The organism is Gordonia rubripertincta, assembly GCF_038024875.1.
GTDB classification, from domain to species: domain Bacteria; phylum Actinomycetota; class Actinomycetes; order Mycobacteriales; family Mycobacteriaceae; genus Gordonia; species Gordonia rubripertincta.
Genome location: NZ_CP136136.1, coordinates 190,891 through 217,886, shown reverse-complemented (window position 1 = coordinate 217,886; position 26,996 = coordinate 190,891). Strand labels below are relative to the sequence as shown.

The 26,996-nt window shown below is 65.4% G+C and carries 7 protein-coding genes and 2 pseudogenes (1 of these 9 running past the window's edge); 8 read left to right on the top strand and 1 reads right to left on the bottom strand.

Features of this window, described 5'->3' with window-relative positions; genetic code table 11:
- Positions 1–37: 37 nt before the first annotated feature.
- Positions 38–1,349, top strand: a pseudogene (locus RVF83_RS00845) (ISL3 family transposase).
- A 179-nt stretch (positions 1,350–1,528) separates the two neighbouring features.
- Positions 1,529–2,840, top strand: a pseudogene (locus RVF83_RS00840) (ISL3 family transposase).
- A 172-nt stretch (positions 2,841–3,012) separates the two neighbouring features.
- On the opposite strand, the gene RVF83_RS00835 reads toward RVF83_RS00840, so the two are convergent.
- Positions 3,013–3,756, bottom strand: coding sequence for a glycosyltransferase (locus tag RVF83_RS00835; RefSeq protein ID WP_005193839.1), 744 nt, complete (start codon positions 3,754–3,756; stop codon positions 3,013–3,015).
- Positions 3,757–4,252: 496 nt separating this feature from the next.
- On the opposite strand from RVF83_RS00835, the gene RVF83_RS00830 reads away from it, so the two are divergent.
- From RVF83_RS00830 to RVF83_RS00805, 6 genes are all read left to right on the top strand, one after another.
- A complete protein-coding gene (locus RVF83_RS00830; protein ID WP_005193837.1) occupies positions 4,253–5,638 on the top strand; it encodes an ATP-binding cassette domain-containing protein in 1,386 nt (461 codons plus the stop codon).
- 9 nt (positions 5,639–5,647) lie between these two features.
- Positions 5,648–6,463 carry an ABC transporter permease gene (locus RVF83_RS00825; RefSeq protein WP_005193835.1) on the top strand — a complete coding sequence of 272 codons (816 nt, stop codon included), beginning with the start codon at positions 5,648–5,650 and terminating at the stop codon, positions 6,461–6,463.
- A 38-nt stretch (positions 6,464–6,501) separates the two neighbouring features.
- The gene (locus RVF83_RS00820; protein WP_051989222.1) at positions 6,502–7,350 is read left to right on the top strand and encodes an ABC transporter permease; all 849 of its coding nucleotides are present in this window, start codon (positions 6,502–6,504) and stop codon (positions 7,348–7,350) included.
- A 514-nt stretch (positions 7,351–7,864) separates the two neighbouring features.
- Positions 7,865–15,811 carry an amino acid adenylation domain-containing protein gene (locus tag RVF83_RS00815; RefSeq protein WP_005193831.1) on the top strand — a complete coding sequence of 2,649 codons (7,947 nt, stop codon included), beginning with the start codon at positions 7,865–7,867 and terminating at the stop codon, positions 15,809–15,811.
- On the top strand, positions 15,808–20,637 hold the full coding sequence (locus RVF83_RS00810) for an amino acid adenylation domain-containing protein (RefSeq protein ID WP_341261984.1): 4,830 nt from the start codon (positions 15,808–15,810) through the stop codon (positions 20,635–20,637). Before RVF83_RS00815 ends, RVF83_RS00810 begins: the two co-directional genes overlap by 4 nt.
- Positions 20,612–26,996 carry the 5' portion of an amino acid adenylation domain-containing protein gene (locus RVF83_RS00805; RefSeq protein WP_341261983.1) on the top strand. Its footprint extends 3,188 nt past the window's final position, so 6,385 of the gene's 9,573 nt are visible here — the first part of the coding sequence; its start codon is at positions 20,612–20,614; its stop codon lies off the right edge, out of view. The genes RVF83_RS00810 and RVF83_RS00805 overlap by 26 nt, the downstream gene beginning before the upstream one ends.

Here is a 26,996-nt window from a genome sequence, read left to right as displayed (position 1 = left end):
AAGTTCTCACACCATCAGCCCGACACCGACAGGACCCATGTTGCAGCGTAGCGCTATTGCCGACACCATTTGCCGCACCATCGAGCTCGGGGTGACGATCACCGATGCCGCCCTCGACGGCGAGGACCGCACCCACGTGTTCTGCCAGGTCCTGGCCCCTCAGGATGGGTGTCCCAGGTGCGGGCAGGCCGGTCGGCTGCGTGACCATGTGGATCGGGAGGTCGCGGATCTGCCGATCGTCGGGCATCCGACTCGTCTGCACGTGAAGGTGCCGCGTTACGCCTGCACCAACGCTGGGTGCGCCACGTCGGTGTTTCGGGCCGACATCAGCTCGATCGTGGCTCCGCGAGCCCAGGTCACCCGCCGCAGCACTGCTTGGATCATGCGGCGGATGATTGTCGACAAGATGAGCGTGTCGGCGGTCGCGGCCTCGGTCGGGTTGAGTTGGAACACCGTCAACACCCTGGCCCTGGATGCGGCCCACACCCTGGCCTCGGCGCCGGCCCGTCTGGCTGGTGTCCGAGTTCTCGGGGTCGACGAGCACAAGTGGAAACATGTTCGCGGCACGGGTAATTCGAGTTTCGTGACCGTGTTGGTCGACCTCACCCCGGTCGTGGACGGGACTGGCCCAGCCAGGTTGTTGGACATGGTCGCCGGCCGATCCAAGGCCGCCCTTGCCGACTGGCTCGGTGCCCGCGATCAGTCGTTTCGTGACCGCATCCGGGTGGTGGCGATGGATGGGTTCACTGGGTATCGCACCGCCACCGCCGAAGCGCTCGAGAAGGCGCGGCCGGTGATGGATCCGTTCCACGTGATCCATTTGGCAGCGCAGAAGCTGACGTTGTGTCGTCAACGCGTGCAACAGGATACGTGCGGGCACCGGGGTCGGTCCGGGGATCCGCTGTTCGGTATCCGCCGCACCCTGCTGACCCGCATCGGGTTACTCACCGACAAGCAGAAGACCCGACTGCGCTCGGGTCTGGAAGCCCACGAGGACCATCTCGCCGTCGCGATCAGCTACGCGATCTACCAACAGTTGATCGAGGCCTACGACCAGGAACGCAAGCGGGACGGGAAGGTCTTGATGTACAAGGTCCTCAAGAAGATCCACACCGGCCTGCCGGCCGGTCTGCTCGAACTCGCCCAGCTCGGCCGCTCGTTGTGGGCCGACACGTGCCGAGATCCTGGCCTACTTCGACACCGGCGCCTCCAACGGGCCCGTTGAAGCGATCAACGGACGCCTGGAACACCTGCGTGGCATCGCCCTGGGCTTCCGCAACCTCAACCACTACATCTTGCGGTCACTTATCCACTCCGGCGGCCTGGCAGAACGCTTGCACGCACTCTGAATCAGGAAGAGCCTCAGTGGCTCTTCCTGATTGACGGTGCGTGGAACAGGTTCTTGCGACCACAAGATGTAGGGGTGAGCAAGATCGCGGGGTGATGGGCGGTGAGCCTGGAGATATAGGCGGGTCCTGTGGTGTGAGGATGGAAGCTCTCACACACCCACCCGGACACAACAGGACCCATGTTGCAGCGTAGCGCTATTGCCGACACCATTTGCCGCACCATCGAGCTCGGGGTGACGATCACCGACGCAGCCCTCGACGGCGAGGACCGCACCCACGTGTTCTGCCAGGTCCTGGCCCCTCAGGATGGGTGTCCCAGGTGCGGGCAGGCCGGTCGGCTGCGTGACCATGTGGATCGGGAGGTCGCGGATCTGCCGATCGTCGGGCATCCGACTCGTCTGCACGTGAAGGTGCCGCGTTACGCCTGCACCAACGCTGGGTGCGCCACGTCGGTGTTTCGGGCCGACATCAGCTCGATCGTGGCTCCGCGAGCCCAGGTCACCCGCCGCACCACTGCTTGGATCATGCGGCGGATGATTGTCGACAAGATGAGCGTGTCGGCGGTCGCGGCCTCGGTCGGGTTGAGTTGGAACACCGTCAACACCCTGGCCCTGGATGCGGCCCACACCCTGGCCTCGGCGCCGGCCCGTCTGGCTGGTGTCCGAGTTCTCGGGGTCGACGAGCACAAGTGGAAACATGTTCGCGGCACGGGTAATTCGAGTTTCGTGACCGTGTTGGTCGACCTCACCCCGGTCGTGGACGGGACTGGCCCAGCCAGGTTGTTGGACATGGTCGCCGGCCGATCCAAGGCCGCCCTTGCCGACTGGCTCGGTGCCCGCGATCAGTCGTTTCGTGACCGCATCCGGGTGGTGGCGATGGATGGGTTCACTGGGTATCGCACCGCCACCGCCGAAGCGCTCGAGAAGGCGCGGCCGGTGATGGATCCGTTCCACGTGATCCATTTGGCAGCGCAGAAGCTGACGTTGTGTCGTCAACGCGTGCAACAGGATACGTGCGGGCACCGGGGTCGGTCCGGGGATCCGCTGTTCGGTATCCGCCGCACCCTGCTGACCCGCATCGGGTTACTCACCGACAAGCAGAAGACCCGACTGCGCTCGGGTCTGGAAGCCCACGAGGACCATCTCGCCGTCGCGATCAGCTACGCGATCTACCAACAGTTGATCGAGGCCTACGACCAGGAACGCAAGCGGGACGGGAAGGTCTTGATGTACAAGGTCCTCAAGAAGATCCACACCGGCCTGCCGGCCGGTCTGCTCGAACTCGCCCAGCTCGGCCGCTCGTTGTGGGCCGACACGTGCCGAGATCCTGGCCTACTTCGACACCGGCGCCTCCAACGGGCCCGTTGAAGCGATCAACGGCCGCCTGGAACACCTGCGTGGCATCGCCCTGGGCTTCCGCAACCTCAACCACTACATCTTGCGGTCACTTATCCACTCCGGCGGCCTGGCAGAACGCTTGCACGCACTCTGAATCAGGAAGAGCCGGTTTCAGACAAGGGCTTGCCGTCTCGGCATCGCCCGTCAGACGCGTTTCTCGGTCGACCCGGGCGATAGTGGTGCGTTCGTGCAGTCATCAGGACTGACTTTGAGAAGGCCGTTCCGCCACGAGTTCCGCGTTTGTGTACGCGCGAGCGCACCTACCGCTACTCGAATGATCTGGTGACGACCGGCAACTTTGAATCGGCGCGGATCTGACCGTTCAACCCGATGCGACGCATGCCTTGCTTCATCTGACGGAATGAACTCAACTGATAGGAAAATCGCGACTTGGAAGCGGTTGCCGTTCTCTGGCCGAGATGGTTTAGGAAGCCCCTTTCAGTTACGTAGATCTTGAATCCGGCTTGCCGAACTCGTAGTGATAGGTCGAGGTCTGCACCCCACGCATATGTTCCGAACGTGCGTTCGTCCAGGCTTCCGACGGCCCGCCACGCTTCGCGTGTAATCAAGAGTCCGGTGCCGTCGACAAACGGCACCTCCCGAAATCTGTTCGCCGGGATGTATTGGTCGGCGGGTCCCCTGTAGTCCGCGAGCATCATCCGATGCGCCATTTCGTCGTCGTACACCGCCGTCACCAGGCCGCGGTCGGCGGGCAGAGCCGAGTCCAAGAGGGCGTCAACGTATCCAACGGAGATGCGGGTGTCATTGTTCAGGGTCACCGCGTTCTGGTACCCCTCCGAGAACGCGAGTCGGAAACCAAAGTTTGAACCTCCGGCCCACCCGAGATTCCTACCGGGGTGTTCCACCCTTTCGTCCGCCAGCCGGGTGTAGTCGCCCTTGTTATCGATGATTACGAAATCAGCGCCTTCCCGGATTAGGTCGGACACAAGTGCGTGGGTGTACTCGATTTGTCCGAATACAGGAACGCCAATCAGTAGTTCTTTGGTCACGTGAGGTCCTCATATTTCTGCCTGTGCCGATAACGAACTTTCCACGACGGCATGCCGCTACGGCAGAGTGGCAGCGCCGGGTTGAAGATCGCCAGACTCGCTGTCATAGATATGCTGCATCATAGCCGTCGGGCCATCGCGAACGGCCCGATACGGTGTCGTTCGCGATGTAATCTGTCGCACCACTTCGATTTCCGCAAAGCCGTATTCTTCGGCGTTACCTCCTGCAAAAGGGGTTCGCGAGACGGAAGAAAGGTGCTTCATCTCGAGTGTGGCGTCCCTGGGCCTCGCATGCGGAGTGTACGGTGCGCTTGAGGCAAGCGGTGTGGACCTAGCGAATGGACGGCTATCCGGGACGATAAGTAGACGGACGCACGCGCCTGACCGTTGTGAAACGACTGTCGCTGCGTTGTCTCCAGTCTCGCGATGGATAGGCTGGTGTGTGCGTCCGGGTTAAGTTCGCGGATGCCTAGTGAGAAGCCGACTGAAAGAAGAGATGCCCGTGGCCGGTGGTCAGCAACCCTCGGATGCCATGCACCAACCCCGGCATCGGCGGCTCGATGAGGGGAACCCGCCAGAGGAGCGGATCGACTCCGAGCCCCCGGGCGATGGTTCGGATGACGTGGCGGCAAAGCTACGGGAGTGGCGCCTGGAGAACGAGCGACTCGGCGCCTGGACCAGCGGACCGGAGCATCTGGCGGATGAGCACGATCTGCCCGGGGAGTCGCATACAGACCGAGCGGACCAAGCGCCGACCACGCGATTGTCCGCGCCTACGAGCGCGGACCGGAGGGCTGAGTCTCGAACCATTACGTCGCCGTCGCCGGACGATGGGGCGGGTGACTCGTCCGAGCCCCATATGGGTCAACATCAACCGAAAGACAGCATCGACGTGGGATCCAGCAGGTTGCGAGACTCCGAACCGGATGCGCCGGTGAGTGCTCCCGCGATCGAGGTCAAGAACCTACAGAAGAGTTTCAAGGACACGCTCGCGGTGCGGGACGTGAGCTTCTCTGTTCCGGCGGGAAGCATCGTCGCGCTCCTCGGGCCCAATGGCGCTGGCAAAACGACCACGGTGAACATGCTGTGCACCCTCCTCAAACCGGACGGGGGCTCCGCCACTGTCAACGGGTACGATGTCGTCGCCGATTCGGCTGCGGTTCGCCGGTCGATCATGCTGACCGGGCAGTTCGCCGCACTGGATGAGTCACTCACCGGCCGCGAGAACCTGATTCTGTTCGGCCGACTGCTCGGACTCTCCAAGTCCGCCGCGAAGTCCCGGGCCGCGGAGCTGCTCGAGACCTTCGGTCTGGCGGATGCGGCCGGCAAGCGTGTCGGCCAGTACTCGGGCGGTATGCGTCGGCGCATCGACATCGCGTGTGGCCTCGTCACGTCGCCCAAGGTGGTATTCCTCGACGAACCGACAACCGGCCTCGATCCCCGCAGCCGGCTCGAGGTGTGGTCACTCGTCGGACGTCTCCGCGACGAAGGCGTCACGATCCTCCTCACCACCCAGTACCTCGAAGAGGCAGACGTGCTGTCGGACAACATCGTGGTCATCGACAAGGGGCACGTGATCGCCCAGGGCACCTCCGACGCGCTCAAGGAGGCCACCGGCGCCGCGTATTGCGAGGTCACCCCGGCTCACGCCGACGACTTGCCGCGCATGCTGGAGGTTCTGGCCGACCTCATTCCGGATGGCTCGGCGCACAGCGACGATCACGCCGTGTCCGTCCCCGCCCCGCGCGGGACAGAAACACTGGTCGAGGTCATCCGTCGCACCACGGATGCCTCGATCCAGCTGTCGGACGTCGCGATGCGGCGCCCCTCACTGGACGAGGTGTTCCTCGCGCTGACCGACCCCGAACATGGCGGGAGGTAGACGAGTCACATGTCTACGTTCGTGACTGGATCGCCGTTAGCGTCTCTCAGAGCACCCGCCGAAGCGCGGACCCGGCCACTGCAGCAGTGGTGGGCGCTCAGCGTGCGCGGCATCTTCAAGGTGTTCCGCAACGGCGAGTTCGTGTTCGCCTTCGTCTCCCCGGTGTTCCTTGCTGTGTGCTTCTACCTGCCGTTGAGCAGCGTCATGAATACATTTGGCGTGAACTACGGGCAGTTCCTGATGCCTATCATCGTGCTCCAGTCGGTCGGCTTCGCCGCATCGTCGGCCGCGATGCGCGCGTCCTTCGACGACACCGAGGGCATCAACACCCGGTTTCGTGTGTTGCCGATGCCCTCGGTGGTCCCGATGTTCGCGCGCCTGAGCGCGAACGCCGTATTACTGGTGGTCTCATTGATCTGCGCGACCATCGCCTGCTCGGTCATCGGGTGGCGTCCGATGGGCGGCGTGACCGGGACCATCGGCCTTTACGCAACCGCTCTGATCGTCGGCCTGCTGATCGCACTTCTCGCCGACGGGATCGGCCTCGTCGCAGGAAGTCCAGAGGCGACCAGCCAGGCCTTGATGCTGCCGACCCTGATCCTGGGCATGATGTCGAGCGGGTTCGTGCCGGTCGGGCAGTTTCCGGAATGGATTCAGCCCTTCGTTCGTAACCAACCCATCTCCCAGTTCGTGAACGTCATGCGTGCGTCCGACAGTGGCGTCCTGACGTGGGAGATCCTCCAGCCCACGGTGTGGTGGTGCATCGGGCTGTTCGTCTCTGCGGTGGTCCTCCTCGGTGTCGGCGGTCGGAAGGTTCGAGCGTGATCACCTCACAGACAGATGGCGGCGCGCCAGGGCACGACGTGCGAGCACCTGGGTCGCTCGGTCCGGCGGCCGATCCGAGTCCCGCGGGTGAGGCAGCGACACATTCGGAGTCGTCGGTTCGCGCGTGGTGGAGTCAGAGCCTGGCCCTTGCAGGCCGTCAGCTGCGGGTCTTCGTCAGAGATGTTCCAACGCTGGTCCAGTCGCTGGTCATGCCCGCTCTGAGCATGCTGATGTTCAAGGTCGTGCTCGGCGATAGCATCGGTAAGGCAACCGGACAGGACAGTGCGTACGGAACGGTCCCGCTGGTGATCCTTGTCGGCGCGATGTTCGGGTCGATCGCGTCGGCGACCCGACTTAATCGAGAACGGCGGACCGGACTGCTGGCAAGGTTGTATGTCTTGCCGATCAATCGCGGCGCCGACCTTACCTCGCGTGTCGCGTCAGACATGGTCCGCGTGTTCGTCACGACTCTGCTGCTGCTGGCCGCGGGGCATTTGATCGGTTTTCGCTTCACCCAGGGGGTCGGCCCGGCGATCGGCCTGGTCGCGGTGGCGATGGCATACGGCGCGGCGTTCGGGATCATGACGCTGGCGCTGGCCGTCAACGCGGCTCCGGGGGCGCCGATTGTGCCGTACCTCGGTCTCTTCTCGAGTCTGTTGATGTTCTTCAACTCGGGGTTCTCGCCGCTGAGCGCATATCCGGACTGGTTGCAACCGATCGTGGCGAACCAGCCGATGACTCCGGCCATCGAACTTATGCGAGCGCTTGCGGTCGGGGGACCGATGGCCGAGAACCTGCTCAAGGTGAGCATGTGGACGGTGGCGCTGCTGGCGTTGTCGATCTATCCGGCGCTCCGTGGATACCGGAAGGCCGCGACCGCCCGGTGAGGCCGTCACCGACCGATCGTTCGCATCCGATAACGTGTTGAGCGATCAATCGGTGGGTACACCGCGGTAAGAAGCAGGGTGCGTGGCACGGGCTGAGGCCTCTGACGCACAGCCAACCTGTTCTGGGTCGTTACGGGCCCGCCGACTTGGCGAAATCCGAGCTGGACACGGCGAGCCGCCGTGCTCGCGGATAGTCGCATGGAAAGCTGAATGACACCGTTGAATGTAACGCTAAGGAGGGCTCAGGTCGATTAACCGAAGTGGTGCCCGCTCGGTTGTCCGAATAGTTCCTCGGGCATTTCCGTGCGTGACACGATCGCAACCTGAAGAACGGCCTAGGTTGGTGTTTGTGGGACGAAGTCTATGGGTCGTATCAGGTCTAATCGATAGACCCGAGGCAGTGAGGCAGTGAGGAGTGTCAGCGTCCGTGGCGACCGCCGATAACAGCGACAGCGCGAACGTTGTCGGAAGAAACATCACCGAAGTCTTGCCTCTTACTGCGGCACAACGGGGAATGTGGTTCGCCGACACCTTGTCGCCGGACTACTCGGTGAACATCGCCCAGTACGTCGACATCCGGCACGCACCCGGTGGCCTGGACATCGACCTCCTCAAAAACTGTTGTGTCGAGGTCGGCCAGGTCATGGAGTCCCCTTACGTCCGCCTCGCGGAGGTCGACGGGGTCCCGGTGCAGTACGTCGACCTCGAATTCGACCAGCAGGTGGATGTCATCGATTTCCGCGGCGAATCCGACCCAGTCGGCGCCGCGATGGCATGGATGAAGTCCGAGTACCGCCGGCCGGTCGACCTGATCGAGGATCAACTGATAGTCATCGCGATCCTGCAGGTCGCTGACGACCGGACGTTCTGGTACAACCGCGCCCACCACATCATCATCGACGGGTACGCAGCTCTCTCGATCATGCGGCGAACTGTCGACCTGTACAATGCGATTCGCCGTGGCGAAGAACCCCGCGTCAAACCGCCGGCGACCATGGCCGAGCTGGTCGAGTACGAGGCCTCGTATGAGACGAGCAGCCGCCGTGAGTCCGACCGCGAGCACTGGCTCTCGCGAGCCGTCGACCTACCCGAACGGCCGTCGCTGGCGCACGGGGTCCCCTCGGCGCCCATCTCGTTCGACAATCGCATCGCGAGCGCCGAACTCGACTCCCGGCTGCAGCGTCGACTCTCGGATCTCGCCGGCGAGTTGCAAAGTTCGGTCGCAGTGCTGCTCACGGCCGCATTCGGAGCCTTTCTTGCGAAGATGACCGGCACCGACGACATCGTGCTGAGTCTGCCGGTGACGGGTCGCACAACCGCGAAAGTGCGGATCTCGGGCGGCATGGTGTCCAACATCCTGCCGATTCGTCTCCGAGAGGCCTCCGCAAAATCTGCGCGGGAGCTCATCAAGAACGCCCAACTCGAGATGACCGGGGCGCTCCGGCACCAGCGGTATCGCTCCGACGACATTCGCCGCGACGCCGGGTTCGACGCAAGTTCGGTTACTTTTGGGCCCACGATCAACATGGTGTTCTTCGACGAAGAACTCCGGATCGACGGCACCGAGATGGATTACCGGATCTTCACGTCCGGAATTCTCGAAGACCTGTTGATCAACCTCTACCAGTCGAGCCCTGACGCACCGATCGTCGTCGATCTGCACGGCAATCCCAATCTCTATTCGCAGGTCGAGATCGAGCGGCACCATGAGCGATTCCTCGCGTTCCTGAACCGGTTCTACGCGGATCTGGAACAACCGGCGACCGACATCGATTTGCTCCTCCCCGGAGAGGCGGACCTGATACGGGCGTTCGGTTATGGACCCTCACTGCCGGTGGAGCCGGGCGACAACGTGGTTCGCGCTTTGTTAAACACGGCGGATCGACACGGCGACGCCATCGCAGTCACGTTCGAGGGACGCAGCTGGACTTTCTGCGAACTGCGTGACCACGCATTGCGTATCGCCGGCCATCTCAAGGCCGAAGGCGTCGGCCCCGGAGGGGTCGTTGCGGTCGACCTCGATCGTGGACCGGCCCAGGTGTTCGCGCTCCATGCCACACTCGCCCTCGGCGCCACCTATCTCCCGATGGATCCGGGACAGCCCGAGCAGCGGCGCGCCACCATCCTCGAAGAGGCGCGGCCCGCCCATGTGATCAATACGGATTGGCTCGCGTCGACCGGATGGACCGACGAATCGGCCGAGGCTCCGGAGCCGTGGCCGGGTCTCGGTCAGCTTGACGCCCGCTCGACCGCCTACCTGCTCTACACGTCGGGAAGTACCGGGCGCCCCAAGGGGGTGGCCGTTTCGCACGGCGCCCTGATGAACTTCCTGCGGTGGCATCTCGACGCTTTCCCGATGGGTCCGGCGGATTCCTTCGTGTACAAGGCGTCGGCGTTGTTCGACGCGTCCCTGGCCGAACTTCTGGTCCCGGTGGTTTCCGGGGCGCGGATGGTCATCGCGCGACCGGACGGGCATCGCGATCCGCAGTATCTCCACGATCTCGTGGTCCTGGAGCGCGTCACCGCGATCCAGTTCGTGCCCGTCCTGCTCGACCTGTTCGTCGAAGCGGTCGAGCACGCGGTGTCGGGCCCGCCGAACACCTTGCGGTACGTGTTCACCGGCGGTGAACCGCTTAGTCCCGAGCTGGCGGCTCGTGTGTCGTCGGCTCTACCGGGAGTTCGGCTCCAGAACCTGTACGGGCCCACCGAGACCGTGGTGGACATCACGACGTGGGCTTCCGAGGAAGTCGACAGGACGGTTCCGATCGGCGCGCCGGTGGCGAACGCTCGTCTCTACGTACTCGACACCAAGCTGCGGCCGACCCCCGTCGGGGTGCAGGGGGAGCTGTACATCTCCGGTCCGCAGGTCGCCGACGGGTATCGCAGCCGCGGCGGGCTGACCGCCGACCGGTTCGTCGCCGACCCGTTCCGGGTGGGTGAGCGGATGTATCGATCCGGTGATCTGGTGCGCTGGTCCGCCGACGGGATGCTGGAATACCTGGGGCGCAGCGATTTCCAGGTCAAAATCCGCGGACAACGGGTCGAGCTCGGCGAGATCGAGTCCGTCCTCCTCGCGGAGGGATCGGTCTCCGCGGCCGTCGTGACCGTTCGGACGGACGCCGGCAGCGCAGCCGTCGTTGCGTACGTGAAGCCACGCGATGCGGACACCCCGGCCGAGGCCGTCGCTGACCGACAGATGCGCGCTGCGCGCCACCATCTACCCGGACACATGGTTCCGGCTGCGGTTGTGGTGCTCGACTCCTTCCCGGTCAACAACTCGGGCAAGCTCGATCGTCGCGCACTCCCCGCGCCGGCGATCGCCGGGGCTGAGCGAGAGTTCGTCCCGCCGCGCTCGCCGATCGAGGTGAAGATTGCCGAGATCATTGCCGGCGTGATCGGTTCCGATCGAATCGGCATGCGAGACAACATCTTTGTGCTCGGTGCCGACTCGCTTGCGGTCGCCCGGATCGCGTCGCGCCTGCGCCGGGAGTTCTCCCGAGCGGTTGCGCTGAGCGACATCTTCAGCAGTGACGATGTCGGTGAGCTCGCCGAGATCATCGCTGCTGCACCGGCGGTGGCGTCGCGTCCGCCCATTCGGCACGGTTCGCGCCCGGACGCCCTCCCGGTTTCCTTTGCGCAGTCACGGCTCTGGTTCATCAACCGGATGGATCCGTCGGCGGGCACGTACAACATGCCCGGTGCAATCCGGGTCCACGGAGATGTCGACGTGGACGCACTCAGTGCCGCCGTCCGCGATGTCGTCATTCGGCACGAGCCCCTGCGGACCCGTTTCCCGTCGGTCGACGGGGAGCCGATCCAGGAGATCGTCGACGCCGAGGAGGTCGACGAACAGATCCGTCTCAACGTCCAGAACGTGGCCGACACCGAGCTGATGGATGCCGTCGCTGGGCAGGCCGCGGCTGGGTTCGACCTCGTCACCCAGGTCCCCTTCCGTGCCACGCTGTTCGAGACCGCGGCCGATGAACACGTACTGCTGGTGGTTCTGCATCACATCGTCGGTGACGGTGCCTCGCTCCGTCCCCTGATCGTGGACATGCTGGCCGCGTATGCAGCTCGTCGGGAAGGTATGGAGCCGTCCTGGGCGCCGCTTCCGGTTCAGTACGCGGATTTCGCGGTGTGGCAGCGGGAGACCCTGGGTTCCGCGGACGACGAGCAGTCCCGGTTGCGGCAGGAACTCGACTATTGGAACAAGGAACTCGTCGGACAACCCGAGCTGTTGGCGCTCCCGACGGATCGGCCCCGTCCGCAGATCCCGACGGGCCGTGGCGGTTACCTGGACGTCGACATCCCCACGGAACAGTTCGCGAGAATCCGATCCCTGGCGAGCAGGTTCGGGGTCACCACCTTCACCGTTCTGCACGTCGCGCTGGCCACTCTGCTGGCCAGGTTCGGAGACACGGACGACGTGTCGATCGGCACGGCGGTCGCGGGACGCGACGATCCCGAACTCGCCGATCTGGTGGGCATGTTCGTAAACACCGTGGTCCTGCGATTGGGTATCTCCCCGGGCGATACAGTTGCGGACCTGTTGGACCGTGCGCATCGCACGCGTACCGGCGCACTGGAGTATTCGCAGGTGCCGTTCGAGATGGTGGTCGACGAGGTGTCTCCGAGTCGGTCACGTTCGCACAGTCCGCTGTTCCAGGTCGGCTTCACGTTCCAGCGGGACAATTCCGCTCTTCTGGCTCAGGCCGAGCAGTTCGATGTGCTGAACATCCGTATCCCGTCCGCGAAGTACGACCTCGCGGTGGCCGCCACCGAGTTCGTCGGGGACGGTTCCGATCGCGTTGCTCTCGAATTCTCTTATGCCACCGATCTCTTCAACCGCACTACGGTCGAGTCGATGGCAGGTTCCCTTCTGCGCCTGCTCGACCAGATGACCAGTGCCCCGACCGAGCCGGTCGGCCGGTTCGACGTCGTGTCGGCACCGGATGTGCGGCGGCTGACGGCGGAGCCGGAGTATTGTGAACCCGCGGCGTTCGCCGACCTCCTGCACCAGAGAACGTCGAATTCTGCCGTGGTACCCGTCGTCATCGCCGGGGAGAAGATCACCCCGGATGTCTTCGATGCTCGGACCAATCAACTTGCACGAGAATTGATCTCACGCGGAATCGGACCCGGCGACGTCGTCGCCATCAGCGCTCGCCGTTCGGCGCGCTCGGTACTGTGCACCATCGCTGTGATCCGTTCCGGCGCAGCCTTCGTCACGATCGATCCCATGCACCCGGCCGAGCGTCGATCGGCGATGGTGAGCGACAGCGGCGCGCGCGTCGGACTGGCCACCGCCGAAGCCGGGGTCGACGCGATCGACAGCGGTGCGGAGTGGATCATCGTCGACGACAGCGAGACCGAGTTGCGTCTCGCCGGGCACCCCATCGCCCCGATCGGAGCCGGTGAACTCGTCCGGCCCACACGCGTCGACGAGATGGCGTACCTCATCTACACCTCGGGTTCGACGGGCACGCCCAAGGCTGCCGCGGTGAGCCATCGCGGTCTGGCGAACATGATGGCGAATCAGCGCGAGATCCTGAGGCTCGACGAGACCTCGCGGGTGCTGCATGTCGCGTCCCCGAGCTTCGATGCCTCGGTCTTCGAGCTGACGATGGCGCTCGGGTCGTCCGCTCAGCTGGTCGTCGCCGACCCGGACACCTACGCCGGCGACCAGCTCGAGCAGCTGATCGCGGAATCCGGTGTGACACACGCGGTCATGACGCCGTCGGCACTGGCGACCCTGGAACCGGCAGCGGTGCCGTCGCTGACCACGGTGCTGAGTGCGGGCGAGGCATGCCCGCCAGAACTGATGCGCCGCTGGGTGTCCGCGGGTCGCCGGTTCTTCAACCTCTACGGCCCCACCGAGACGACCATCTGGGCCACCGCGGACGGACCGTTCTCGCCCGCCGACGACATGACGATCGGAACGGCGGTACCCGGAGTCGGGGCCCTCGTCCTGGATCGCGGACTGCGGCCGACCCCGGCCGGGGTCGTCGGCGAGCTCTACCTCGTGGGTGATCAGCTGGCCATCGGTTACCTGGGCCGCCCCGGTCTGACCGCCGAGCGGTTCATCGCGAACCCGTACTCGAACGGGACGCGGATGTACCGGACGGGTGACCGGGTCGTCCGTCGTGCCGACGGGCGGTTGATCTACCACGGCCGCGACGATTTCCAGCTGAAGGTGCGCGGACTCCGCATCGAGCTCGGTGAGGTCGACAACGCATTGATGTCCCACCCGGACGTCGCCAACGCGGTCAGCCTCGGTGTGCCCGGACCGGCCGGCGAAGACGTCCTGGTCGCATATGTGACAGCGGCCGACGACCGCTCGCCGATGCCCGAGGCGCTGACCGAGCACGTCACGCAACTCCTGCCGCGCTACATGGTCCCGCACACGATCGTCGTGGTCGACTCCTTTGAACTGACCACCGTCGGCAAGATCGACCGCACCAAGCTGCCGCCGGTCGACTTCAGCGCGAGTAAGGACTTCGTCCCCCCACGGACGCAGCTCGAGGCCATCGTCGCCGAGGTGTTCGCCCAGGTGCTCGGGGTCGAGCGGGTCAGCGTGCACGACGGGTTCTTCGAGATGGGCGGCAACTCGCTGTCCGCGACCAAGGTGTCGGCACGATTGTCGGCGGCGCTTGACCGACAGGTTCCGGTCAAGGCGATCTTCGAGTCCGCCGATGTTGCCCGACTCGCCGAGTGCATCACCAACAGCCTGTCCGGGCATTCGGCAGTGCCGTTGATCGCCCGTAAACGCGCTGAGATGGTGCCGGTGTCCGCCGTGCAGCGCGGTATGTGGCTGCTCAGCCGGGCCGATCCGAAGTCGCCGGCATACAACGTGGCCCTCGCACTCGAACTGCGTGGCCGGCTCGACGTGGACGCCCTCCGCGCGGCAGTGGACGACCTGCTGCGCCGGCACGAGTCGCTGCGAACCAGCTATCCGATGATCAACGGCGAGCCGATGCAGATCATCAGTCCTCCGGACGAGGTTGCCGGCCTGGATGTGACCCCGGTGCCGGTGTCGGGGAGCGTGGCCGACGCCATCGCGGCCGTGACGGGTCGCGGGTTCGACATCACCACCGCGCCGCCGGTCCGGCTCGCGCTGCTGCGTGTCGACGAGGACGCACACGTCGTCGTCTTCGTCGTGCACCACATCAGTGCCGACGGCGCGTCGATGGCGCCGCTGGCCCGCGACCTGATGATGGCCTACGCAGCCCGCCACGACGGTCTCCCGCCGACGTGGGCGCCGCTTCCGGTCCAGTACGCCGACTTCACGCTGTGGCAGGCCGAGCGACTGGCGACCACCGACGACGAGGGTGTCACCGAGGCGCAGCGCCAGCTCGACTACTGGGTCGATCGCCTGGCCGGAGTCCCCGAGACCATCGACCTGCCGACTGACCGGCCGCGACCGAAGGCGCCGTCGTATGTCGGCGACCAGGTCGAGTTCGAGATCCCCGACGATCTCGCGCGGTCCCTGGAGTCCGTCGCACGCGCGAACAACACCACCATGTTCATGGTCACCCACGCCGCCTACGCGGTGTTGCTGTCGCGGCTGAGCGGACGGAACGACCTCGTCATCGGCACGCCCTACGCCGGGCGCGGCGAGCAGGCGCTCGACGAGGTGGTCGGCATGTTCGTCAACAGCCTCGCGTTGCGGACCCGGATCGACCACGGCGAGAAGTTCAGCGATCTGTTGTCCCGGGTGCGCCGCGACGACCTCGCCGACATGGCCAACACCGACGTGGCGTTCGACACGATCGTCGCGAAGATCCTCAGTGCGCCGACCACTTCGCACAATCCGTTGTTCCAGGTGATGTTCGCCTTCCAGAACATCGATTTCCCATCGCTCGAACTCGGTGACGTGGTCGTCTCGCCGGTGGCCGAGGGAATCATCCCGGCCAAGGTCGACCTGCAGTTGAACCTGTACCCGAATGACCCTGCGGCAGCAGGACCGGCCGCGGGTAGCGGTGCAATGAAGGCGCAGCTCGTCTTCGCCATCGACCTTTTCGACAAATCGACGGTCGAGACGATCGTGCAGCGTTATCTGCGAATCCTCGAGGCCATTGCGTCGGACGCCGAGTGTATCGTTGGCGACATCGTGATCTTCACTGCCGATGAGCAGGCCGAATCCATCGATGCGGCCCCTGCGGACATCCGACTCACCGATCTCGTCTCCGCTGCGAGCGATGCGGATCCCGAGGCGATCGCGGTGGCCCACCAGGGTGCGAGCGTCCACTTCGGCCAGCTGTCGGACATGGTGAAGGCGATGGCGGCCGCCCTTCCGGGATCGGATGCCGACGCCACTCTCACGATGGCCCTCATGAGTGTCGTGCCCGCGCTGGCCATCGGAGGACCCGCGGCGCTGGACGAGGTGCTGAGTGAACTCCGGACCAACGCCGCCGCAATCATCGACCTGTCCACCGCTTCAGAAGGAAACAACAGGACGTGACCGTCGACTCTGACGCCGCTGACATCTCGCGTGGTTGGGGCGCTCGGCCGTCCACCCTGCACCTGATCGCCTACGCCGCCTCGGTCGCCCCACAGGAGACCGCGTTCGACGGCAAGGCCGGACCCGTCGCATTCGCCGCCCTGAATGCAACGGTGTCGATGACGGCAGGCGTGCTCGCCGCACAGGGGATCGACACCGAGGCGGCCGTGGGAGCGGCGGTCACCGGACAGCTCGATCTCGCCGGTCTGGCGCCCGACCAGATCGCGTCGGTCACCGGTCGGGCGATCGAGAACATTCGCGCGGTTGCCTGTGATCTGGCCGGTACCCGGGACTGGGGCTCGGTGCCGGGTCTGTTCCGCTCGTCGGCACACCGGTTCGCCGACCGGACGGCACTCACCGATCTCGAGGGCGCCTCGCTGACATACGCCGAGCTCGACGCCCGGTCCGATGCCGTCGCACGCGGTCTACGTGCGTCCGGGGCCGGGCCGGAGACCCTGGTCGGCGTTGCCCTGCCTCGCGACGCCGAGCTGATCATCGCGCTGCTCGGGGTCCTGAAGTCCTGCGCGGCCTATCTGCCCCTGGACCGGTCGCACCCACTCGATCGGCTCGGGGCGATCGTCGACGACGCACATCCGGTGGTGGTGCTCACCGACGCCGACACCACCCACGAGTGGGCCGAACTCGACGCGCCGCTGTCCACGGTCGCCGAGGTGGTCTCCCGTGCCGATGACGCCTCAGGTGGCTCCGCGCCACTTCCCGAGATCATCGACCCGCGACACCCCGCGTATGTCATGTACACCTCCGGGTCGACCGGAAAACCCAAGGGTGTCGTGGTCACGCACGGCGGTGTGGTGGCCCTGCTCTCGGCCATGGGCCGGCAGTACGAGTTCTCCGAGAACGACGTCTGGACGATGTTCCAGTCGTACGCATTCGACGTGTCGGTCGGTGAGATCTGGGCCGCGTTGTCCTTCGGCGGACGACTCGTCGTGCTCGACTACATGACCACCCGTTCGCCGGCGGACTTCGTCGGCGTCCTCGAACGGGAACAGGTCACCGTCGTGAACCTGACCCCGTCGGCCTTCTACCAGCTCGCCGGTGCGGTCCGTCCGCCTGCGAACGGCGCTCTGTCACAGAGCATCCGGTACATGATCTTCGCCGGTGAGGCGCTCGACTTCGAACAGGTGCGACGCTGGCACACCGACCGCCGGGCCCTCGACGGGAACGACGGGCCGCAGCTGAACAACATGTACGGCCCGACAGAGACGACCGTGTACACGACCCGGCGAATCCTCACGCCGGAGTTCGTGGCGTCCACCAACGCCAGCGACATCGGCACGCCGATCGAGGGCACGCGCACCTACGTACTCGACAGCCGGCTGCGCAAGGTGCCCGATGGGGTCCCGGGTGACCTGTACATCTCCGGTGACCAGCTCTCCCGCGGTTACTCGGGTCGGTTCGCGCTCAACGCAACCCGCTTCGTCGCCGACCCGTTCGGTCCCGAGGGTTCCCGGATATACCAGACGGGCGACGTCGCGGTCATCCGCAACGGGTCGCTGGAGTTCATCGGTCGCAGCGACAGCCAGGTGAAGCTGCGTGGTTTCCGCATCGAACTCGGAGAGGTGGAGGCGGCGCTGCTCACCCACACCGGCGTGAATGCCGCTGCCGCAACGATCTACGAGCGTGAAGGCTATACCGCGCAGCTCGTGGGCTATGTCGTCGGCGCGGCAGCCGACGGTGGCGAGATCGACGGGTTGGACGTCAAGGCCGCGGTCGCGGCCAAGGTGCCCGACTACATGGTCCCTGACGTCATCATGGTCCTCGATCAGCTGCCGCTGAACGTGAACGGCAAGCTCGACCGGAAAGCGTTGCCCAAGCCGGTGATCGAGGCCAGGGCCGAGTACGAGCCGCCGGCCGACGACACCGAACGTGCGCTCGTCGACGTGTTCACCGCCGTTCTGGGGCTCGAGGACATCAGCGTCACCGAGTCCGTGTTCGACGTGGGCGGCAACTCGCTGGTCGCCGCGCAGATCGTGGGCCGGGCATGCGAGGTCCTCAATGTCGACCTCAACATGCGCGATCTCTTCGAGGCGCCCACCGTCCGCGGCCTGGCTGCCAGGGTGAAGGACGCGGCTCCCGGACTCGACCCGATCACTCCGGTCGATCCCCGTCCGGATGTCATCCCGCTGTCGTTCTCGCAGCAGCGGATGTGGTTCATCAACCAGTTCGACCCGACGCTGCCGACGTACAACATCCCGGTCCTGCTCCGTATCAGCGGCGATCTCGACGTCGATGCGCTGCGTGCCGCCGTCGTCGATCTCATCGCCCGTCAGGATGTCCTGCGAACAGTCTTCCCGGCCACCGACGGGCGGCCCGGCCAGGTGGTCATGCCGCTCGCGGAGGCCGAATCGGTTCTCGACTGGCTGGTCACCGACTCGTCGGAGGTCTTCGAGTCCGCGGTCTCCGCAGGCTTCGACGTCACCACGCAGACACCGATCCGAGTTGCCGTGCTGCGCAACGGTACCGGCGAAACCATCCTGGGCGTGGTGGTCCACCACATCGCGGCCGACGGCGAGTCGATGCGGCCCCTTGTCGCCGACCTCCTCACCGCCTACACCGCGCGGGTTGATTCTCGCTCGCCCGAATTCGCCCCGCTCGCAGTGCAATTCGCCGATTACGCACTCTGGCAGCATCGTGTCCTCGGCGACACCGCCGACCCGGCTTCGCTGGTGGCCGGTCAGCTCCGCTTCTGGACCGACCGTCTGGCGGACCTGCCCGACGTCATCGACCTGCCCGCCGACCGCGAACGTCCCCGCGTCGCGACAAACCGCGGCGACCGGATCGCTTTCGATGTGCCCGCCGAGGTGGTCGACCGGGTCGAGGAGATCGCCCGGATCAGCGGCGCCACACCGTTCATGGTCGCCCACGCCGCACTCGCTGTGCTGCTGTCACGGATGGCGGCGACCGACGACGTGGCCATCGCGACCCCGATCGCGGGTCGCACCCATGCGGTGGTCGAGCCGCTCATCGGCATGTTCGTCAACACGCTGGTGCTCCGCACCGGTGTCGACCCCGCCGTGCCCTTCCTCGACTTCCTCGACGAGGTCCGTGCTGCCGACCTGGACGCCTTCGCCAACGGCGACGTCCCGTTCGAGACGCTCGTCGAAACCCTTGCTCCGGTGCGCAGCGAGGCGTTCGCACCGCTCGCGCAGGTGATGCTGTCGTTCGATCCCGCCCGTTCGGCCCACAAGCTGGACGCGACGATCGGCGGACTGCAGTTCACCGAGATCGATCCGCCGGTCATCCCGGCCCAGTACGACCTCACGGTCGGCCTGAACTCCCTCGACTCCGGCGGGTGGTCCGGCACGGTCACCTTCGCCACGGATCTGTTCGATCCGGCGACGGCCGAGCTGATCGGGCGGCGGTTCGTCCGGGTGCTCGATGCCCTGACCTCGACGCCACGGATGCCCGTCGGAGACGCGCCCCTGTTCTCCGACGATGAGGCACAGACTGTCGCAGCCCTCGAGGATGGTTTGTCGACAACGGATTCGACCACGTTCGACGCTCTTCGGTCGCTTGCGGACGGGCTGGCGCATGCCGTGTCGGAGCACCACGGGGACGCCGCACTGATCCACGGGGATCGGACGGTGTCGTTTGGTGAGTTCGGTGCTCGGGTGTGGGGGTTGGCGCGTGAGTTGATTTCGGTTGGTGTGGGGCCGGATGTTGCTGTTGCTGTGGTGATTCCGCGGTCGGTGGAGTTGTTGGTGGCGGTTCATGCGGTGGTTGCTGCTGGTGGGCAGTATGTGCCGGTGGATCCGGAGGCGCCTGCTGATCGTGTGGGGTACATGTTGGCGACGTCGGGTGCGTCGGTGGTGTTGGTGGCTGAGGGGTTGCCGGTGCCGTCGGTGGTGGCTGGTGTTGATGGTGTTGTGGTGTTGGGGGTGGATGCGTCGGGTTCGTTTGATGCTGGTGTGGGGCCGGTGTCGGATGTGGATCGGTTGGCGCCGTTGGGTGTTGATGATGCGTTGTACACGTTGTTCACGTCGGGGTCGACGGGGCGGCCGAAGGGTGTGACGGTGTCGCATCGGTCGGTGCTGAATCGGTTGGCGTGGATGGATGCGTGGTATCCGGTGTCGGGGTCGGATCGGTTGTTGCAGAAGACGCCGGTGACTTTTGATGTGTCGGTGTGGGAGTTGTTCTGGCCGTTGGTGTCTGGTGTTCCGTTGGTGATTGCGGAGCCGGGGCGTCATGGGGATCCGGAGTATTTGCGTGAGGTGATTGTCGGCAACGGGGTGTCGGTGGTGCATTTTGTGCCGTCGATGTTGTCGGCGTTTGTTGATGTGTTGGGTGATCGGTTGGGCGAGTTGTCGTCGTTGAAGCATGTGTTTGCTTCGGGTGAGGCGTTGGCGCCGGCGGTGGCGGATGGGTTGTTGTCGCGGTTGCCGGGTGTGGGTCTGCACAATTTGTATGGGCCGACTGAGGCTGCGGTGGATGTGACGGCGTATTCGGTGCGGGCTGGTGATGTGGTGGTGCCGATTGGTTCGCCGGTGCCCAATACGGTGACGCGGGTGTTGGATTCGCGGTTGGCGCGGGTTCCGGTGGGTGTTCCGGGTGAGTTGTATCTCGGTGGTGTGCAGGTGGCGCGGGGGTATGCGGCGCGGCCGGATCTGACTGCGGAGCGTTTTGTTGCGGATCCGTTCGGTGGGCCGGGGGAGCGGTTGTATCGGACTGGGGATTTGGTGCGGTGGAATGTTTCGGGTGAGTTGGAGTATTTGGGGCGTACCGATTTCCAGGTGAAGTTGCGTGGTCAGCGGTTGGAGTTGGGGTGAGGTCGAGGCTGCGGTGGCGGCGGCGCCGGGTGTGGTGCATGCGGCGGCGGTGGTGGCCGAGTCTGCTGGTGGGCAGCAGTTGGTGGGGTATGTGGCGCCGGCTGATGTTGATGTGGATGTGGTTGCTGGGTCGGTGGCGTCGGTGTTGCCGGGGTATATGCGTCCGTCGGTGTGGGTGCGGTTGGATGTGATGCCGTTGACCTCGTCGGGCAAGGTGGATCGTAAGGCGTTGCCTGCGCCGGTGTTCGAGGCTGTGGAGTATGTGGCTCCGGCTTCGGATGCTGAGGAGCGGGTTGCGGCGGTGTTTGCGACTTTGCTTGATGTTGAGCGTGTTTCGGTGACCGAGTCGTTCTTCGACCTCGGGGGTAACTCGTTGTCGGCGATGCGTTTGGTGGCGCGGGTGTCGGATGCGTTGGGTGTGCAGGTCGGTATTCGTGATGTGTTCGATGCGCCGTCGGTGCGGGAGTTGGTTGCCGCGGTGGCCGATCGTCGTCCTGCTCTGCCGCCGGTGGTGCCGGTCGAGTCCCGGCCGGAGCGGATTCCGTTGTCGTTCGCGCAGCAGCGCATGTGGTTCATCAACCAGATGGAACCGGAGCTGGCGACATACAACATCCCGGCCGTGTTCACCCTGTCCGGCGAGATCGACGTCGATCTCCTGCGCACGGCGACCGCTGATGTCGTCGCCCGACACGAGATCCTTCGGACGACCTTCCCGGCCGTCGACGGTCTGCCGTACCAGCAGATCGACGCACCCGCGGCCATCGCCGAGCGCCTGGATTGGCGGGTCGTGGCTTCTGCCGACGAACTCGCAGCCGACATGCGATGCGGGTTCGATGTCGCGCACGAGTGGCCCCTGCGTGCCCGCGTGCTGCACACCGGTGACGGGCAGGCGACCCTCGCCCTCGTCGCCCACCACATAGCTTTCGACGGTCAGTCGTTCGAGCCGCTCGCAACCGATCTCTTCGCCGCTTACGAAGCCCGAAGCCGCGGTGCGGCACCGAATTTCGCGCCTCTCGAGATCCAGTACGCCGACTACGCACTCTGGCAGCGCGACGTGCTCGGCGCACCCGAGGACTCGGATTCGGTACTCGGCGGACAACTCGCCTACTGGCGAGACCGACTCGCGGGATTGCCGGATGTCCTCGAACTGCCCGCCGACCGGTCCCGGCCGCTCGTCGCCAGCCACCGCGGCGACGTGCTCACCTTCGACATCCCGGCCGACATCGGCCGCCGTGTCGACGCCATCGCCACCCGGCACGGCGCGACGCGGTTCATGGTCTTGCACGCGGCGTTCGCAGTCCTGCTCGCCCGGCTCACCGGCACCCATGACATCGCGGTCGGTACGCCGATCGGTGGTCGCGGGCAGAGCGAGCTGGACGCGATGGTCGGCATGTTCGTCAACACCCTCGTGCTGCGCACCGAGATCGATTCCGCCAGCGGGTTCGATGCTGTTCTCGATCGCGTCCGCGCCGACGACCTCGATGCCTTCGCGCACGCGGATGTGCCGTTCGAATCGGTGGTCGATGCGGTCAACCCCGTTCGCTCCGAAGCCTTCTCGCCTCTGGTCCAGGTCATCCTGTCGGTCGATCCGATCGGTGCGGACATCACCGGCACCGCCACGGTCGACGGTCTGACGGTCACCCCGATGGCCATCACCGAGGCCCCCGCCCAGGTCGACCTGAACCTGACCGTCTCCACCGGTTCTGCCGACGAGGACTGGTCGGGAATCCTGACCTACGCCACCGATCTGTTCGACCAGGGAACCGTCGAAGAGATGTCGCGATGGTTCCTCCGCCTGCTCGACGGAATGCTCGCATCCGAGCAGGCCGCCGTCGGCGACATCCGACTCCTCGCTGCCGAACAGGATCAGGCACTCCTCGCCGGATCCGTCGGTCCGACGGCGTCCGACGCGGAGGAGACGATCGCCGATCTCGTCGGTGCCCGCGTGGCCGACTCCGCGCAGTCGATCGCGCTCGTCACCGGCGAACGCACGTTGACCTACCGCGACTTCGGACTCCGCATCGCCGCGGTCGCACGTACCTTGATCGCCGAGGGCGTCGGTCCGAACACGGCTGTCGGTGTCATCATGCGCCGGTCTGCCGGCACCGTCATCGCGGTGCACGCCATCATGGCGGCGGGTGGCCAGTACGTCCCCATCGATCCCGACACCCCGGCCGACCGCGCGCGGTACATGGTCGAGACCGCCGGGATCGGACCCGTCCTCGTGGAGAAGGCACACCGGCCCGTCGAGGTTCTCGACGTGCTCGACGGGCGGTCGCCGATCATCGAACTCGACGCCGATGCGCCGCTGCCCGCCGACGCGACGCCGTTGTCGACCTCCGAACGACTTGCCACACTGCGTCCCGACGACGCCGCCTACACGCTGTTCACCTCCGGCTCGACCGGTAGGCCCAAGGGCGTCACCATCTCGCATCGGGCGGTCGCCAACTTCGTCGCCTGGTTCGATTCGCTCATCCCTGCCGGACCACAGCGACTGCTGTTCAAGACCCCGCACACATTCGATGCGTCGGTCCTGGAGCTGTTCTGGCCGTTGACGGCCGGGCAGACGATGGTGATCGCGGACGCCGAAGGCCACCGCGACCCGGATTACCTAGCCGACGTCATGGCCGAAACCGGCGTGACAATCGCTCAGTTCGTGCCCTCACTGCTCTCGGTGTTCCTCGACGTCGTCGATCGGCCGGATCTGCTCACCGGACTGCAGGTGCTGTTCAGCGGTGGAGAGGCGCTTCCTCCGGCAGTGCTACGGCGTTTCGCCGAGCGCGTGCCCCACGCCCGGGTGGTCAACCTGTTCGGACCCACCGAGGCCGCCGTCTACACGATGTCCTCGGCACTCGACGAGCCCGTGGACGTCGTGCCGATCGGTCGGCCCATGCCGAACACCGCCGCCTACGTGCTCGACGACCGGCTGCATCCGGTGCCCGACGGGGTGGCCGGCGAACTCTACCTGGGCGGTGTCCAGTCGGCGCGCGGATACGCGGCCCGCCCGGACCTGACCGCGGAGCGCTTCGTCGCGGATCCGTTCGGGGCACCCGGAGCGCGGCTGTACCGGACCGGTGACCTGGTCCGCCGACGTCGTACCGGTGAACTGGATTACCTGGGCCGCACCGACTTCCAGGTGAAGCTGCGTGGGCAGCGACTCGAACTGGGTGAGGTCGAGTCCGCGATCGCCGACGCGCCCGGTGTCGTCCATGCGGCGGCCCGCGTGGTCGCCGGCCCCGCCGGGGACCAACTCGTCGGCTACGTCGCTCCCGCGACCGTCGATCTCGATGCTGTGCGCGCATCGCTCGCGGACGCACTCGCCGAATACATGCGCCCCACCGCGTGGGTGCTGCTCGACGAGATGCCGTTGAACTCGGCCGGCAAGGTCGACCGCCGTTCGCTTCCCGAGCCCGAACTGGGAGATGCCGAATACGTCGCTCCCGCCTCGGAAGCCGAAGAGGTGATCGCCGGCGTTTTCGCCGGGCTGCTGGGAGTCGAGCAGGTGAGTGTCACCCAGTCGTTCTTCGACCTGGGCGGCAACTCACTGTCGGCCATGCGTCTGACGTCTCGCGTGTCGGATGCGTTGGGTGTACAGGTCGGTATCCGCGACGTGTTCGACGCGCCGTCGGTGCGCGAACTTGCCGCGGCAGTAGCCCATCGCGCTGCGGCTCTTCCGCCGGTGGTTCGCGTGGAGCCGCGTCCGGTTCGTGTTCCGTTGTCGTTCGCCCAGCAGCGGATGTGGTTCATCAACCAGCTTGATTCGTCGAGCGGGATGTACAACGTTCCGTTGGTGTTGCGGGTGTCTGGCGCGCTTGATGTGGTGGCGTTGCGTGCGGCGGTGGTTGATGTGGTTGCGCGTCACGAGACGTTGCGGACGACCTTCCCCAGTGCTGATGGGGAGCCGTTCCAGTTTGTCCACGACGTGGAGGAGATCGCCGGTCGCTTGGATTGGCGGCAGGTGGAGTCGGTTGCAGAGGTCGAGTCCGCGGTCGCTGGCGGATTCTCGCTGGATCGTGATTGGCCGGTGCGGGTGCGTCTTTGGGCGGCGGCTCCGGGTGAGCATGTGGTCGCGGTGGTGATGCATCACATCGCTTCTGACGGTGAGTCGTTGAGTCCGCTGGTGTCGGATCTGGTGTCGGCCTATCTTGCTCGGTCGAGTAGTGGGTCGCCGACGTTTGCGCCGTTGGATGTGCAGTATGCCGACTTCGCGTTGTGGCAGCGTGAGGTGTTGGGTTCGCCGGATGATCCGTCGTCGGTGGTCGGTCGTCAGCTCGGGTTTTGGACTGAGCAGTTGGCGGGTTTGCCGGATGTGTTGGAGTTGCCGACGGATCGGCCGCGTCCGCAGGTTGCGAGCGGTCGAGGCGTGCGGACGGCCTTCGAGGTTCCGGGGGCGGTCACCGAACGTGTGCGACGGGTTGCCGACGCTCACGGGGTCACTCCGTTCATGGTGCTGCATGCAGCTCTTGCGGTCACGCTGTCGAGGTTGAGCGGTACCGATGACATCGCCATCGGTACCCCGATTGCGGGGCGCGGTCAGCAGGGGCTCGATCCGTTGGTCGGTATGTTCGTCAACACTCTGGTGCTGCGTACCGATGTGGGTGCGGGGCGTTCGTTCGTGGAGTTGCTCGACCATGTCCATACCGTTGATGTGGATGCTTTCGCCAACGCTGATGTGCCGTTCGAGGCCGTGGTCGATGCGGTGGATCCGGTGCGGTCGGGGGCGTTTGCGCCGCTGGCTCAGGTGATGCTGGTCGCGACTCCCGTTGATGCTGATGTTTCTCGACCCGTCCAGTTCGGTGACCTTGAGTTCGCTCCGGTGGTGACCGATGAGGTGCCGGCGCAGCGTGATCTGACGGTGTATGTCGAGTTCGGTGCGAACGGTGGCTGGTCGGCTTCGGTCGTGGCGGCGACTGATTTGTTCGACGTGTCGTCGGTGCGGCGGATGGCGGATCGGTTCGTGCGGGTGCTCGATGTGTTGTCGGCGGATCCGTCGATGGCGGTCGGTGATGTGGATCTGCTCTCGGTCGATGAGCGTGCTGCGTTGGCGCAGTTGCCTGTTCCGGTGACGCAGACGGCGAACTCGGGTCGTACGCTGGTCGAGTTGTTCGCCGATTCCGTTGCGGCGCATCGCGATCTGGTTGCGGTGTCGGCGTCGGGGCGGTCGCTGTCGTATGCGGAACTCGATGCTCGCTCCGATGCGGTGGCAGCTGGTCTGATCGTTCGTGGTGTGTCTGCCGGTGATCTGGTGGGTATCGCGACGGCGCGTTCGGTGGATCTGATGGCGTCGATCCTGGGTGTGTTGAAGGCGGGTGCGGGTTATCTGCCTCTGGATCTGGGCAATCCGGTGGAACGGTTGTCGTTCATCGTGGCCGATGCCGAGGTGTCGGTCGTGATCGGTGACGCCTCGTCGGCCGATCATGCCCTGTGGGCGGGCCTGCCAGGTTCTGCGCAGGTTGTCGATATAGAAGATCTTGTTGCCGACCAGGTTTCGGATGGATGGGTGCCGGTCCGGGTGCCGGCGGATGCGCGGGCGTATGTGATCTACACGTCGGGGTCGACTGGTCGGCCTAAGGGTGTGGAGATCACCCACCGTGATGTGGTGACGTTGATGGACACCGCCGCGGCGGACTTCGAGTTCTCGGCGTCGGATGTGTGGACGATGTTCCATTCGTATGCGTTCGACTTCTCGGTGTGGGAGATGTGGGGGCCGTTGCTGACCGGCGCTCGGCTGCTGATCGTGGATCGGGAGTTGGCGCGGGATCCGCGGGCGTTCCTCGATGTGCTGGCCACCGAGCGGGTGACGGTGTTGAGTCAGACACCGTCGGCGTTCTATCAGCTGATCGATGCCCGTCGCGACGATGATCGTGATCTGGCGTTGCGGTATGTGGTGTTCGGCGGTGAGGCGCTGAGTTTCGACCAGGTGCGTCGTTGGTTCGATGAGAATCCGTCGGATTCGGCGCAACTGGTGAACATGTACGGCATCACCGAGACGACGGTGCATGTGAGTTTCCGGGCGTTGGATCGGGATCTGGTGTCTGGTACGGATGCGTCGTTGATCGGTCGTCCGTTGGCGTCGTTGGGGATTCACATCCTTGATGACCGGCTGTATCCGGTGCCCGACGGGGTGCCGGGGGAGATGTATGTGACCGGTGGTCAGTTGGCCGCCGGTTATCTGAAGCGTCCGGGGTTGTCGGCGACTCGGTTCGTGGCGAATCCGTTCGCTGCTGGCGGGTCGCGGATGTATCGGACCGGTGACCGTGCACGGCGGGTCGGTGCCGACATCGAGTACCTTGGTCGCGGCGACGCGCAGGTGCAGTTGCGTGGTTTCCGGATCGAGTTCGGTGAGATCGAGGCGGCGC